14 protein-coding genes and 1 tRNA gene are annotated in these 13902 nt (G+C 65.8%); 4 read left to right on the top strand and 11 right to left on the bottom strand.

Features of this window, described 5'->3' with window-relative positions:
* Positions 1-73 precede the first annotated feature (73 nt).
* Positions 74-1981: a 1-deoxy-D-xylulose-5-phosphate synthase gene (gene dxs / locus CXG43_RS15670; protein WP_101100782.1), complete on the top strand. Its 1908-nt coding sequence runs from the start codon at positions 74-76 to the stop codon at positions 1979-1981.
* A gap of 203 nt (positions 1982-2184) precedes the next feature.
* Here dxs and CXG43_RS15665 read toward each other — a convergent pair whose 3' ends face one another.
* The 3 genes from CXG43_RS15665 to CXG43_RS15655 all read right to left on the bottom strand — a co-directional run bounded on the left by CXG43_RS15665 (position 2185) and on the right by CXG43_RS15655 (position 3493).
* Positions 2185-2763, bottom strand: a complete 579-nt coding sequence (locus CXG43_RS15665) for a DUF3011 domain-containing protein (RefSeq protein ID WP_232767838.1) — start codon at positions 2761-2763, stop codon at positions 2185-2187.
* Between the two features lie 157 nt (positions 2764-2920).
* Entirely contained in the window at positions 2921-3124 is a 204-nt protein-coding gene (locus tag CXG43_RS15660; protein WP_042612980.1) for a hypothetical protein, read from the bottom strand.
* Between the two features lie 165 nt (positions 3125-3289).
* Positions 3290-3493 (bottom strand): hypothetical protein, encoded by a 204-nt coding sequence (locus CXG43_RS15655; protein WP_101100747.1) that lies wholly within the window; start codon positions 3491-3493, stop codon positions 3290-3292.
* A gap of 374 nt (positions 3494-3867) precedes the next feature.
* On the opposite strand from CXG43_RS15655, the gene CXG43_RS15650 reads away from it, so the two are divergent.
* Complete coding sequence (locus CXG43_RS15650; protein ID WP_101100746.1) at positions 3868-4101, top strand: DUF1653 domain-containing protein; 234 nt, start codon at positions 3868-3870, stop codon at positions 4099-4101.
* Between the two features lie 52 nt (positions 4102-4153).
* On the top strand, positions 4154-4930 hold the full coding sequence (locus tag CXG43_RS15645) for a transporter (RefSeq protein ID WP_101100745.1): 777 nt from the start codon (positions 4154-4156) through the stop codon (positions 4928-4930).
* Between the two features lie 310 nt (positions 4931-5240).
* Here CXG43_RS15645 and CXG43_RS15640 read toward each other — a convergent pair whose 3' ends face one another.
* A complete protein-coding gene (locus CXG43_RS15640) occupies positions 5241-6578 on the bottom strand; it encodes an MFS transporter (protein ID WP_101100744.1) in 1338 nt (445 codons plus the stop codon).
* Between the two features lie 331 nt (positions 6579-6909).
* Here CXG43_RS15640 and CXG43_RS15635 point away from each other — a divergent pair, with 331 nt between their 5' ends.
* Positions 6910-8634, top strand: coding sequence for a sensor domain-containing phosphodiesterase (locus CXG43_RS15635; protein ID WP_220550371.1), 1725 nt, complete (start codon positions 6910-6912; stop codon positions 8632-8634).
* 138 nt (positions 8635-8772) lie between these two features.
* On the opposite strand, the gene CXG43_RS15630 is transcribed toward CXG43_RS15635, so the two are convergent.
* From CXG43_RS15630 to rpmI, 7 genes are all read right to left on the bottom strand, one after another.
* A tRNA-Pro gene (locus tag CXG43_RS15630) sits at positions 8773-8849 on the bottom strand.
* Between the two features lie 68 nt (positions 8850-8917).
* On the bottom strand, positions 8918-9274 hold the full coding sequence (locus tag CXG43_RS15625) for a MerR family transcriptional regulator (protein ID WP_042612987.1): 357 nt from the start codon (positions 9272-9274) through the stop codon (positions 8918-8920).
* Positions 9255-9554: an integration host factor subunit alpha gene (locus CXG43_RS15620; RefSeq protein ID WP_042612988.1), complete on the bottom strand. Its 300-nt coding sequence runs from the start codon at positions 9552-9554 to the stop codon at positions 9255-9257. Before CXG43_RS15620 ends, CXG43_RS15625 begins: the two co-directional genes overlap by 20 nt.
* Positions 9555-9582: 28 nt before the next feature.
* The gene (pheT, locus tag CXG43_RS15615) at positions 9583-11964 is read right to left on the bottom strand and encodes a phenylalanine--tRNA ligase subunit beta (RefSeq protein ID WP_101100743.1); all 2382 of its coding nucleotides are present in this window, start codon (positions 11962-11964) and stop codon (positions 9583-9585) included.
* A 48-nt stretch (positions 11965-12012) separates the two neighbouring features.
* Complete coding sequence (locus tag CXG43_RS15610) at positions 12013-13008, bottom strand: phenylalanine--tRNA ligase subunit alpha (protein WP_042612989.1); 996 nt, start codon at positions 13006-13008, stop codon at positions 12013-12015.
* 188 nt (positions 13009-13196) lie between these two features.
* Positions 13197-13556, bottom strand: coding sequence for a 50S ribosomal protein L20 (gene rplT / locus CXG43_RS15605; protein WP_003484828.1), 360 nt, complete (start codon positions 13554-13556; stop codon positions 13197-13199).
* An 11-nt stretch (positions 13557-13567) separates the two neighbouring features.
* Positions 13568-13765 carry a 50S ribosomal protein L35 gene (gene rpmI / locus CXG43_RS15600; protein WP_002811096.1) on the bottom strand — a complete coding sequence of 66 codons (198 nt, stop codon included), beginning with the start codon at positions 13763-13765 and terminating at the stop codon, positions 13568-13570.
* Between the last annotated feature and the right edge of the window lie 137 nt (positions 13766-13902).

Genomic DNA, 13902 nt, shown 5'->3' with positions numbered 1-13902 from the left:
ACGCGTGTCGGGGTCTGCTTGCTCCACCCCGGTTTGAGCGCGAAAATAGCCGGTCAGCACAAGTACGAACATGATGATCGACTCTGCCCGCTATCCCCGCCTCTCGCGCATCCAGACACCGGAAGAACTGCGCACGTTCGACGAATCCGAACTGAGGGCCATCGCCGACGAATTGCGCGCCTACCTGATCGAATCGGTCGGCCGCAGCGGGGGGCACTTTGCTGCCGGCCTGGGCGTCATCGAACTCACCGTGGCGCTGCACTACCTGTACCAGACGCCGCATGACCAGCTGGTCTGGGATGTAGGCCACCAGACCTACCCGCACAAGATCCTCACCGGCCGCCGCGACCAGATCCACACGGTCAAGCAGAAGGACGGCGTGGCGCCGTTCCCGAAGCGCGAGGAAAGCGAGTTCGACACCTTTGGCGTCGGCCATTCGTCGACCTCCATTTCCGCCGCGCTGGGCATGGCCATCGCACGCCAGCGCGAAGGCGATGACCGTCGCGTGGTGGCGGTGATCGGCGATGGCGCGATGACCGCCGGCATGGCGTTCGAAGCACTGATGCACGCCGGCGGCATGGAACCGGAACCGAACCTGCTGGTGATCCTCAACGACAACAACATGTCGATCTCCGAGGCCGTCGGCGGGCTGACCAAGGTGCTCGGCCGCGCCACCGGCAGCCGCACGCTCAATGCGCTGCGCGAAGGCGGCAAGAAGATCCTCGGTGACAAGCGCAACAACCCGGCGCGGTTCGTCAAACGCTGGGAAGAACACTGGAAGGGCATGTTCGTGCCCTCCACCATGTTCGAAGAGATGGGCTTCCACTACACCGGCCCGATCGACGGCCATGACATGCCGGCCCTGCTGTCCACGCTGAAGACGCTGCGGACGCTGAAAGGCCCGAAGCTGCTGCACGTGCTGACCACCAAGGGCAAGGGCTACGAGCCGGCCGAAGGCGACCAGATCGGCTATCACGCGGTGGGTCCGTTCGACCCGGTGAAGGGCCTGGTGGCCAAGGGCGGGGCGAAGAAGCCGACCTACACCGATGTGTTCAGTGACTGGCTGTGCGACGCCGCTGCCGCCGATCCGCGCATGCACGCCATCACCCCGGCAATGCGCGAAGGCTCCGGCCTGGTGCGCTTCAGCCGCGAGTATCCAGAACGCTACTTCGATGTGGCCATTGCCGAACAACACGCAGTGACGCTGGCCGCCGGCATGGCGACCCAGGGTGCAAAGCCGGTGGTGGCGATCTACTCCACCTTCCTGCAGCGCGCCTACGACCAGCTGGTGCACGACGTGGCGATCCAGAAGCTGGATGTGCTGTTCGCCATCGACCGCGCCGGCGTGGTCGGCCCGGACGGCGCCACCCATGCCGGCAACCTGGACCTGAGCTTCCTGCGCTGCGTGCCGAACATGGTGGTGATGGCCCCGTCAAACGAGGCCGAATGCCGGCAGATGCTCAGCACCGGCCTGCAGTACGCCGGCCCGGCCGCGGTGCGCTACCCGCGCGGCAGCGGCACCGGCGTGGACGCTGGCAGCGATCTGTCCACCCTGCCGATCGGCAAGGGCGAGATCGGCGTGGAAGGCAGCCGCGTGGCCCTGCTGGCCTTCGGCAGCACCGTGCCGGCGGCCGAGGAAGTGGGCCGTGCACTCGGCCTGACCGTGGTCAACATGCGCTTCATCAAGCCACTGGATCGCGAGCTGGTGCTGCAGCTGGCCGCACGCCACGAGGGCTTCGTCACCATCGAAGACAACGTGGTGGCTGGCGGTGCCGGCTCGGCCGTGGCCGAACTGCTGAGCGCCGAGGACGTGCTGAAGTCGATCCTGCACCTGGGCCTGCCCGACAGCTTCCAGCATCACGCCAGCCGCGAAGACCTGCTGGGCGAAGCAGGCATCGATGCGGCGGGTATCCGTGCAGCCGTACTGAAGCGCTGGCCGACCTTGCAGGCCGGCAGCGCGCCGCTGAGCGCGGCGGGCTGACCACGGTACTGACGGCCACTGGCCGTCAGCTGTTGCCGGGTGGGTGACGACCAACAGTCGTCACGCGCTGGCCGCTGCGCTCGCCGAGCATGGCTCGGCGCTACCACGGTACTGACGGCCGCTGGCCGTCAGCTTTTGCCGGGGTGGGTGACGACCGTCGGTCGTCACGCTCTGGCCGCTGCGCGGGCAGACAACCTGCGCGGTCAACGCACCATGAACTGCCCGCGGCAGCCATTGCTGACCCATACGCCGTTGTTATCCCAGCCCCAGCTCTGGCCTTCGATGCAGGCCGTGCCGGACTTCTGCTTCACCAGACGGGCATCCTGGCGGATGGTGACGTTGCACCGGCGCTGGCGACGATCATTGGAATCGCAGTCGATCACCTGGCCGGACGAACCCCAGCCATTGCCGTTGCCATTGCCACCGCCCCAGTTGCCCCCGCCGTGGCCGGGTCGCGACGGACGCCCACGTTCACCGACGAACTCCGCGCGGCAGCCATTGCTGACCCAGACGCCATCGCGCGACTGACCCCAGCTGCGGCCTTCCACGCAGGCGGCACCAGACAGCTGGCGGACCAGCCGTGCGCGGCCGTCCAGACGGCATTCCTGATTGCGGTTCTTGACCGACTCACAGCGGATCGTATTGCCCCCGTCGTAGCCATGGCGATCACCGTCGCGATACTGCGCCTGCGCGGAGCCGGCAACGCCGGCACCAACCAGCAAGGGGAGACAGACGGCCCACAGCATCGAAGGGCGGCGCGAAACAGACAGTTCCTGGGTCATCGTGGTGCGTCCTGGTGTGGCGGATGAGCCGAGCATGGCGCAACCGGAGGGCCGCGCAAAGATGGCCCGCATACCCTCGGTCGCTGCCCATTCAAGTAGGCGAGCGGAAGCTGAACAGGTTCACCCGATCTGCGCGCCGGCACTCTGCGCCCCGGCGTCAACCGTAGCTGACGGTATCGACGAAGGCGTCGCTGACCTCCACGCGCACCGAGCAGGCCTGCCCGGTACGGGTGTGCAGCTCACGGGCCAGCGCATCGGCGAAATCGAACGCCGCACTGCCCTCGTGGAAGGAAATGGCTTCCGGCTTCTGCGGATGCAGCACGCGCCAATGGCGCTGCTCGTTCTGGACGCGGATCAACATAAGGTCTCTCTCTCCATGATCGGACGGAGTGCCAACCAGATCGACGATCGCGGGTAGCAGCCTTGCCACCCCTGTTCTTCGCCTGACCCATGACACCAACGGCCCCCGCCAGTTACGGAGGCTAGGACATATTCGAGTCGCACGGCATCAGGGTTTTCTGAAATTTCAATCGAAGCGGAGTACCTCCACGACCGTGCCAAAGGCAGCCACCTGCACCGTCACCGCTGTGCCGGTCTGGCCGTGATGGTCCAGGGCCAGCGCCGCGGCGGCATCGAAAGCCTCTTTTCCGCAGATGAAATTCCGCGAACGCTCCCAGCTGGGATGCACGACACGCCAGTGGCGGCTGATGTTCTGGACGACGATGACCATGGGCGGGCTCTGGATTGCAGCGGGGGCGCCATAAGCGACAGCGCCATGCATGCAGCCTAGGTCGCCGCCCTTGGACGACCCATCGTTCCGGTCTGAATTGCCCTGCCCTCACATGACTGACGCTGTTCACAAGCCCGCTTCCGCGATGCTTGTCACGGCGCTTTAACCATTTCACACTACGTACACCTTAGGGGGCCCCTTCCACATGCGCACCTTTCTGTACCAGCGTCCTTCCCTGCTCAAGTTCTACTTCGGCGCCAGCTATGTGATCCTCGTCGAGGAGCTGATCCGCGCATCGTTGTTCTGACACGGCGGTGGACGCCGCGCCCGGCGCATTGAACAATCACCGGCTCTCCTGCCTGCGTGAGTGTTCCATGTCCGACCTGCCTGCCCTGCCCGTCCTGCAACCCGGCCGCTACCGCCATTTCAAAGGCGGCCTGTACGAGGTCGTGGACGTGGTCCGCAGCAGTGAGACCCTGCAGCCGATGGTGCTTTACCGCGCACTGTATGGCGAAGGCGGCCTATGGGTGCGCCCCTATGCGATGTTCGTGGAGCAGGTGGACCTCGCCGGCGGTAGCCAGCCGCGTTTCGCCCGCCTCGACGATTGACCGTCAGGCCGACAGCGCCGCATGATCGGCGCATCTTCTGGCGGATGTCCCGATGCGTAGCGCGTGCCTGGCCCTGATGGTTTGTTCCATCCTCTTCGTCAGTGGTGCCGTGCAGGCACAACAGACCGACGAACCGCCGTCGTTTGATCGCCCCGGCATCGGCCTGGGCACCGGCATCGTGCCGCGCGGCGCGCTGGCACTGGAGCTGGGACTTCCCTCCCATGAACGTGATCGCGATGCCGATGGTCTTCGCACCGAACAGCTCTCCGGCGAGGTGACGCTGCGCACCGGCCTGTTTGAACGCTGGGAACTGCAGTTTTCCGGATCGCCCTGGCAGCGCCAGCGCAGCCGTTTACCCGGCATGGCCAGCACGCGCACACAAGGCGGCGGCGATGCACAGCTCGCCCTGAAGTGGGCACCGCCCACCGGTAGCGAGACCGACCGCTGGGCACTGCTGGGGTCGGCCACGGTGGCACGCGGCGATGCGGCGCTCAGCGAGGGGCGCCAGTACGCGCTGGCGGGCAGTTATGAGCATGACTTCAGCGACCACTGGACCGGTGCACTGTATGCCAGCCACAGCCGCGGTGACGGCGAGCGCAGCACGGTGTGGTCGCCCAGCGTATCGCTGGCCCTCACGCCCCGGCTGTCTGCATTCGTGGAGGCTGGGGTGACCAAGGAACACGGCGAGCCACGGGAAACGGTGGCCGGTGGCGGGGTGACCTGGATGTGGACCGATCGGGTCCAGCTTGATGCATCGCTTGATGCCGGACTGGATGCCCACAGCCCGGACCTGCAGGCCGGGCTCGGGATTTCCGCGTACTTCGATTAAGCGTACCGACGAGGGTCAGCACGTCAGCCAGGCTTTACCACGGTGCGAACATGGTGACCCCTACGATGACCAGCACCACGGCCAACGCGATCATCAGGTAATGGCTCTGGCGCCAGGACGGTTTCGGTTTTCCAGGGGTATTCATGGGTAGTGCTCCAATGCGTTGGCTTACCCCCACAGAGTGCGTTACAGCCGGCATCGACGAAGTGCACGCCGCGTGCAGGCCGCGTCAGCATCATGCGCTCCCCGCCTGCACGAAAAAGGCCCGCGCTTCACGGCGCGGGCCTCTCGTTTCTGCCTCACTGCGGCTTTATCTGCGGGTGCCGTCCAGCCAGTTCGGTCCCTTGTTCTTCAGGAAGAAGATGTAGACCACCAGCGACACCGCGATTACCGCGGTGATGTAGATGACGAACTCATTCACCCGACCGGCCTTCAGCGCGCCCTGGTACAGCAGCGGCGCGGTGCCGCCGAACAGCGAGTTGGCCAGCGCGTAGCCCAGGCCGACGCCCAGTGCGCGGATGTGCGCCGGGAACAGTTCAGCCTTCACCACCGCGTTGATCGACGTATAACCGGTCAGGATGACGAAACCGGTGGCCAGGATGAGGAACGCCGACAGCGCCGAGGTCTGCTGCGGCAGTGCGGTGACCAGGTACCAGGTGTACAGCACGCCACCGACACCGAAGAACACCAGCAGGCTCTTGCGACCGATGCGGTCGGACAACAGGCCACCCAGCGGCTGCAGCAGCATCAGGAAGGTCAATACACCCAGGTTGATCAGCGTGCCGGTGATCACATCGTCGCCGGCGAAGGCGGTCTGGATCATCTTCGGGCCGTTGATGGTGTAGGTGTAGAACGCGACCGTACCACCGGCGGTGATCAGGAAGCACAGCAGCAGCGGGCGCCACTGGTTGACGAACAGTTCGCGCATCGAACCACTGGCCTTGGCCTTGCCATCCTTCGCTGCTTCGATCGATTCCGCGCTCAGCGATTCATCCATCGTACGACGCAGCCAGAACACCACCAGCGCCCCGATACCACCGATGCCGAAGGCCACGCGCCAGCCCCATTCGGAAACGTGCGAAGTGTCCCAGGACAGCAGCATCACCAGCAGCACGGCCTGGGCCAGGACGTGACCACCCACCAGGGTGACGTAATGGAAGGAGGACAGGAAACCGCGCCAGCCGGGCACGGCCGCTTCGGACATGTAAGTGGCACTGGCGCCATACTCACCGCCGGTGGCGAAGCCCTGCAGCAGGCGTGCGAACAGCAGGATCACCGCCGCCCAGATGCCGATGGACGCCGCAGTGGGCGCGATGGCGATCAGGAAGGAACAGGCGGCCATCACGCTGACCGATACGGTAAGCGCCAGGCGGCGGCCGTAACGGTCGGCGAACCGTCCGAAGTACCACGCACCGATGGGACGCATGAGGAAGGTGGCGGCGAAGATGCCCCAGATGTACATCGTGGAGTTCTTGTCGTCGGCCGAGAAGAACTGCGATTCGAAGTACTTGGCGAACACCGAATAGACGTAGACGTCGTACCACTCGACCAGGTTGCCGGCCGAGCCTTTCAGCGTATTGGACACCGAACGTTTCAGCGCGGCGCGCTCCGAAACGGGCGATGCCGCGGTGGATTGGGAAATGCTCATGGGGGAAAACGGCCCTCAGGTTGAGCCCCCTCGGGAGGGGGGCATTGGATCCGGCGCTGCCGGCGACGCGCAATGGCGCCGCCAGCTGGATTGCCGAGGCAAGTACCTTACCTGAGGACGACGTGAAACACCGTTACACCTTCGGGCTATGGCATTTACCGGTCGGCTGCTCCCGCGACCGGTCGATTTTCGCTGAATGCGCGACTGTGCAGATCGTGGACACCACGTTGATGTGGGCGGGCGCATTCTGTCATTCGTTACCAGCGCGTGAGTGCGCCGAGCACCTCTTCCCATGCCGCAGCTGTCAGAGGAATTGAAAGTCCAGGAAAGGATGACCGCCGTAGGCGCCCTCCAGGTGCTGGATGCGGCAGCGGGCGCGTCATTGGACCGCATCACCCGCTTGGCGGCCTTCGCATTCGACACACCGGTGGCCTTCGTTTCCATCGTCGGCGTGGATAACCAGCGCTTCATCTCACGGGTCGGGCTGGAGATCAGCGGAACCGACATCCGCTCTTCCGTCTGCTCCTATACCATCACCTCCCCTGACGTGATGGTGGTCAGCGACCTGCGCGCCGATCCGCGATTCGTGGAAAACGGCCTGGTCTGCGGTCCACCGCATCTTCGCTTCTATGCAGGCGCGCCGTTGATCGCCAAGAACGGCGTGGCAATCGGCGCCATCTGCGTCATGGGCGCCGAACCGCGCGAGCTCAGCGAAGACGAACGCCAGCACCTGAAAACGCTCGCCGCCATGGCGATGAGCCAGTTGGAACTGCGGCGCCTGTCCGGCCGCCAGGATCCGGTCAGCGGGCTTTCCAACCGCCACCAGTTCCATATCGACTATGACGGGCTGGTAGCGCGCGCAACCTCCGGAACGATGTACGCGGTCATGCTGGACGTGCTGGACGTGCCGCGTCTGGACGAAGCCGGCCAGGCACTCGGCCTGCCGCCGCTGGAGGCGATGATCCACCGCTCCGGTGTGCGTCTGCGCGTGGCGTTGGAAGACATCACCGACATCTATCACGTCGGCGTGAGCCGCTTTGCGTTCCTGATCGACCTGCCCTCGCCCGACGACGTGGAGGCGCTGTTGCTGGAGTTGAAGCAGCGGGTCATCCGCCCGGTAATGGCCGCCGCGGTGCCGATGTCGCCACAGTTCCATGCCGGCATCTGCGCCTTCGATCCCAGCACCGACAGCAGTAATGACGTGCTGCGCAAGCTGCTGGTGGGCGTGCAGGCGGCGATCAGCAGCCGCCACGATTTCTGCTGGTATTCCGAGCGCCGCGACGAGCTTCTGCGGCGTGGCTACCGGCTGGCCGCCGATGCCGAACGCGGCCTGCGCCGTGAAGAGTTCTATCTGCTGTTCCAGCCGCGCGTGGATACGCAGACCGGCGCGGTGGTGTCGGCCGAAGCGCTGATCCGCTGGAACCATCCGCGGCTGGGTCCCGTCGGCCCGGCCGAGTTCATTCCGGTGTTCGAACGCACTGCGCTGATGCCGGCGGTCAGCGACTGGGTGGTGGACGCGGCGCTGGATCAGCTGGCGGCGTGGCAGCGCGAGGGTCTTTCGTTGGGGATGTCGATCAACCTGGCCGCGTCCGACCTGTCCACCGAAGGCATGGCCGAGCGTCTACTGCAGAAGCTGGCCGCGCGTGGCCTGCCCCCGAACCTGCTGGAAATCGAGATCACCGAAGGCGAATGGCTGCGCGCCAATACGGTCGCCGGCGACCAGCTGGCGTGCCTGGCCGGGGTGGGCGTACGCGTGGCGATCGATGACTTCGGCAGCGGCTACAGCAACTTCGGCTATCTCTCACGGCTGCCGATTTCCACCATCAAGATGGACAAATCACTGGTGGACCACCTGGCCGATGACCCGGGCGCACGGCTGAAGGCGAAGGCCATCATCGAGCTGGCCAAGGGCCTGGGCTACACCACCGTGGCCGAAGGCGTGGAAAGCCTGGAGCAGCAGCAGGTGCTGACCGAACTGGGCTGTGACCAGCTGCAGGGGTACCTGTTCGCCGAACCCCTGGCGGCGCACGAACTGGCGTCGATGATGGCCCGGTAGTGAGGGCCGCCTTCGGTGGGTGACGACCGTTGGTCGTCACGCTCTCGGCCTGCCGCTGCGCTCGCCGAGCACGGCTCGCGCTACCAACAAAACGAAAAAGGCCCGCGCATTGCTGCACGAGCCTCTTCTTCACCACAGTGGTCGGGACGGCCGGATTCGAACCGACGACCCTCTGCCCCCCAGGCAGATGCGCTACCAGGCTGCGCTACGCCCCGAATATCTGCGATGTTGCCCCGCCGTTGAAGCGGGCCGTGAAGTATAGCGGATCAACGCGAAAAAAGAATCAGCGGCGAAGCAGTTGCAGCACTTCTTCCAGTTCCACGCGGACCTGCTTGATGATCTGCTGGCTGAGCGCGGCTTCGCCACGCGCATCGGCGCCATCCAGCCGCAACCGCGCCCCGCCGATCGTATAGCCCTGTTCGTACAGCAGGCTGCGGATCTGCCGGATCATCAGCACGTCATGGCGCTGGTAATAGCGACGGTTGCCGCGACGTTTGGCCGGCTCCAGGCTGGGAAATTCTGTTTCCCAGTAACGCAGCACGTGCGGCTTGACGTCGCACAGCTCACTGACCTCACCGATGGTGAAGTAGCGCTTGGCCGGTATCGGCGGAAGCTCTCTGTTACTGCCCGGATCCAGCATACGCTTCCACCCTTTCCTTGAGCTTCTGGCCCGGACGGAAGGTGACTACCGTGCGGGCGGAAATCGGAATTTCCTCACCGGTCTTCGGGTTGCGACCCGGGCGCTGGTTCTTGCGCCGCAGGTCGAAGTTGCCAAAGCCGGACAGCTTTACCTGACGTCCATGTTGCAACGCTTCACGCAGCACATCGAAGAACGCATCGACGAATTCCTTGGCCTCACGCTTGTTCAAGCCGACTTCGTCGAACAGTTTTTCGGCCATTTCAGCCTTGGTCAGTGCCATCGCCTGCTTACCCCTGGGTGCTGCCCGCTCAACCGCGGATCCGGGCGTGGTGTTCACGCTCGATGGCAGCGACCACCTCGGTCACCACCGCGTCCACGTCGCGGTCCGTCAGAGTGCGCGACTTGTCCTGCAAAATCAAGCCCATAGCGAGACTCTTGAAGCCCGGCTCGACCCCCTGCCCGACATATCGGTCGAACAGGTTCAGCTCGCGCAGCAGGGGCCCGGCGGCCAGTCGGACCGTAGCGGCCAGATCGGTCCAGGCGACCGCATCGGGGGCCAGCACGGCCAGGTCGCGACGCACCGCCGGGAAACGCGAAAGCTCGCTGGCACGCGGCAGTTCGCGGGCGGCCAACGGCGCCAGGTCCAGCTCCAGGGCGTAGACGTCCACATCGATGTCCATCGCCTTGGCCAGGCGCGGGTGGATCTGCCCGATCCAGCCCAGGCGGACATCGCCGCGGTAGACATCGGCCGAACGCGCCGGATGCCCGTAGGGCTGGGCCGAGGGCTTGAAGCTCAGCTCGGCGCCACTGGCGGCGGCCAGTGCTTCCAGGTCGCCCTTCAGGTCGTGGAAGTCGACCTTGCGTGCGGCCACGCCCCACTGCTCGGCGTCGGCGTCACCACAGACCACGGCGGCCACGCGCTGGGTTTCCAGCGGCGCCGGCGCGCCTTCACCGGCCTGCGCGGCAAACGCGCGGCCGATCTCGAACAGGCGCACGCGGCCGGCCTGGCGGGCCACGTTGCGGCCCAGCGTGGCGACCAGGCCCGGCAGCAGCGCCGGACGCATCACCGCCAGTTCGGCCGACAGCGGATTGGCCAGCGGCACCAGGTTGTCGACCAGCTGCCACTGCTGCAGCAGCTGCGCATCGACGAAGGCGAAGTTGATGGTTTCCTGCAGCTCGCGCGCCAGCAGCTGGCGTCGCTCGCTGAGTTCTTCCAGGCGGGTTTCGCTGGGCATCGCCACGCGCGCGGCGCCGCCGGGCAGCGTGGTCGGGATCTGCTCGTAGCCGTGGATACGGGCCAGTTCTTCGATCAGGTCTTCTTCAATGGCGATGTCGAAACGACGGCTCGGTGCGGTGACCTGCCACCCCTCGCCCGCTGCCGCCACCTCCATGCCCAGCGCGCGCAGGATGCGCTCCACTTCGGCGTCTTCGATGGTGATGCCCAGCACGCGTGTGATGCGTGCGCGGCGCAGCATGATCGGCGCCGGCGACGGCAGGTCGTCTGCGCGCAGCGCTTCGGTCACCGCAGAAGCGGTGCCGCCAGCCAGTTCCAGCACCAGCGCGGTGGCGTGCTCGATGGCCGCACGCGGCAGCGCCGGGTCCACGCCCCGTTCGAAGCGATGGCCGGCATCGGTGTGCAGGCCCAGCTTGCGGCCGCGGCCCATGATCGCCGCAGGCGCGAAGTGCGCCGCTTCCAGGAAGACATCGGTGGTGGCGTCCGTCACGCGGGTGTCGAAGCCGCCCATCAGGCCGGCCAGGCCGACCGGACGGTCCGCATCGGTGATCACCAGGAAGCTGTCGTCCAGCGCGGCGTCGCGGCCATCCAGCAGCTTCAGGGCTTCGCCCGCGCGCGAACGGCGCACGCCGATCGGCCCGCTCAGCGTGGCGAGGTCGTAGGCATGCATCGGCTGGCCAAGATCGAGCATCACGTATTGGGTGATGTCCACCAGCAGCGACACCGGACGCACGCCACTGCGGCGCAGGCGCTCGGCCATCCACAGCGGGGTCCTGGCGGCGGCATTGACCCCTTCGATGACCCGGCCCAGATAGCGCGGCGCTTCGGCGCCGGCATTGAGTTCGATCGCCAGCTCACGCGAGCCGGTGGCCGGCACCGCATCGGCGGCGAACGGCACCACCTCGCTGCGGGTGGCCGCGGCCACGTCGAACGCAATACCGCGCACGCTGAAGCAGTCGGCGCGGTTGGGGGTCAGCTTGATCTCGATGCTGCTGTCGGGCAGGCCGAGATACTCGACCAGCCCCTGCCCCAACGGTGCGTCATCGGGCAGTTCGAACAGGCCCGACGCGTCGCTGTCCAGGCCCAGTTCCTTGGCCGAACACAGCATGCCGTTGGAGTCCACGCCACGCAGTTTGGCGGCGCTGATCTTCAACGCGCCGATCTGTGCACCGACCATCGCCAGCGGCGCGACCAGGCCCGGACGCGCGTTCGGCGCGCCGCAGACGATCTGCAGCAGTTCGCCGCGGCCGGCATCGACCTGGCAGATCTGCAGGCGGTCGGCTTCGGGGTGGCGCACGGCCTCCACGATGCGAGCGACGACCACGTGATCCAGGCCACCGCCGAGCGCGTCGACCTCTTCCACTTCCAGGCCGATGGCGGTCAGCACGGCGCTGAGCTCATCGCGCGAGGCGGTGGTGGGAACATGGCTGCGCAGCCAGTTTTCAGAGAATTTCATGTTGTTGCGTCCTCGTTGACGACCAGCGGTCGTCACTACCGATAGTGTTTACGCGAACTGCTTCAGGAAGCGCACGTCGTTCTCGAAGAACGCGCGCAGGTCGTTCACGCCGTAGCGCAGCATCGCGAACCGCTCCACGCCCAAGCCGAAGGCGAAGCCGGTGTAACGCTCCGGGTCGATGCCAACGCTGCGCAGCACGTTCGGGTGCACCATGCCGCAGCCCAGCACTTCCAGCCAGCGGGTGCTGCCATCGGGCTGCTGCCAGGCGATGTCCACTTCCGCACCCGGTTCAACGAAGGGGAAGTAGCTGGGACGGAAACGCATCTCGAAATCGCGCTCGAAGAACGCGCGCACGAACTCGGACAGCGTGCCCTTGAGATCGGCGAAATTGGAATGCTCGTCCACCAGCAGGCCTTCGACCTGGTGGAACATCGGCGAATGGGTCTGGTCGCTGTCGCTGCGGTAGACCTTGCCGGCGGCGATCATGCGCAGCGGTGGCGCGTGCTCGCCCATGTAGCGCACCTGCACCCCGGAGGTATGCGTGCGCAGCAGGCGGCCATCGCCAAAGTAGAAGGTGTCGTGCATCGCACGCGCCGGATGATGCGGCGGGAAGTTCAGCGCTTCGAAGTTGTGCCAGTCGTCCTCGATTTCCGGGCCTTCGGACAGCTCGTAGCCCAGGCGGCCGAAGATCTCGGTGATGCGCTCCAGCGTGCGGGTCACCGGGTGCAACCCACCACGGCCACCGCGACGGCCCGGCAGGGTGATGTCGATGGCTTCAGCGGACAGGCGCGCATCCAGGGCGGCGTCTTCGAGTACCGCCTTGCGCTCGGCCAGCGCCGTGGTCAGCGTGTCGCGCGCGCGGTTGATCGCTTCGCCGGCGGCCTTGCGCTCGTCGGCCGGCAAGGCGCCAAGCTGTTTCAGCTGCGAGGTGATGCTGCCACTCTTGCCCAGCAGGGCCACGCGCAGCTGTTCCAGCGCATCGGGGCTCTGGGCGGCAGCCACATCGGCCAGCGCCTGGGCGGTCAGGGATTGGATGTCACTCATGGGTGCCGGAACCTCGGGTCGGATATGCCCTCGCGATGCGCGAAGGGCCGACCCCCGTCGCCACCGCTGTCCGGCCGCCGCGCGTTGCGCTGGCCACCGCACAAAAAAGAATGGGGAAGGACTTGCGCCCTTCCCCATGCATTGCCTTACCTGCGGGCGTTGCGTCAACGGCAACGACCGAGGAGGACTTATGCCGCCAGAGCGCCCTTGGCTTTTTCAGCCAGCGCGGCAAAACCGGCCGCGTCGTGCACGGCGATGTCTGCCAGCACCTTGCGGTCCAGGGTGATGCCAGCCTTCAGCAGGCCGTTCATGAAACGGCTGTAGCTCAGGCCATTGATGCGGGCCGCGGCATTGATACGGGTGATCCACAGCGAGCGGAAATTACGCTTCTTCTGCTTACGACCGATGTACGCGTACTGCTGGGCCTTGATGACGGCCTGCTTGGCAACGCGGAAGACCTTGCGACGGGCATTGTAGTAGCCCTTCGCCAGAGTCAGGATTTTCTTGTGGCGGCGACGCGCCTGTACGCCACGCTTTACTCGTGCCATGTGTCAGTTCCTCAGAGGTAAGGGAGCATGCGGTCCAGACGGCCGGCGTCTTCTGCGCGGACGTGATTCGTCTGACGCAGGTTACGCTTACGCTTGGTCGCTTTCTTCGTGAGGATATGGCTACGGTTGGCGTGGCCGCACTTGTACTTGCCCGAGGCGGTCTTGCGGAAACGCTTGGCCGCCGCCCGGTTGGTCTTGATCTTGGGCATTGCTATGTCCTTGATGGGATTTGACCCTGGTTTCTGACTGATCTGGCGGTGGCCTGGGCCACTCTTTCCGTCCTGCCATGATCCGCGTACGACCCCTCCTGATGGGTCGAGCCGGCAATCATACAGGGGAAATGGGC

The organism is Stenotrophomonas sp. Bg11-02, from assembly GCF_002836635.1.
In the GTDB taxonomy this organism is placed as follows: Bacteria; Pseudomonadota; Gammaproteobacteria; order Xanthomonadales; family Xanthomonadaceae; genus Stenotrophomonas; species Stenotrophomonas lacuserhaii.
Note: the sequence above shows the minus strand (reverse complement) of the source record. Positions and strands in the feature narration are given on the sequence as shown.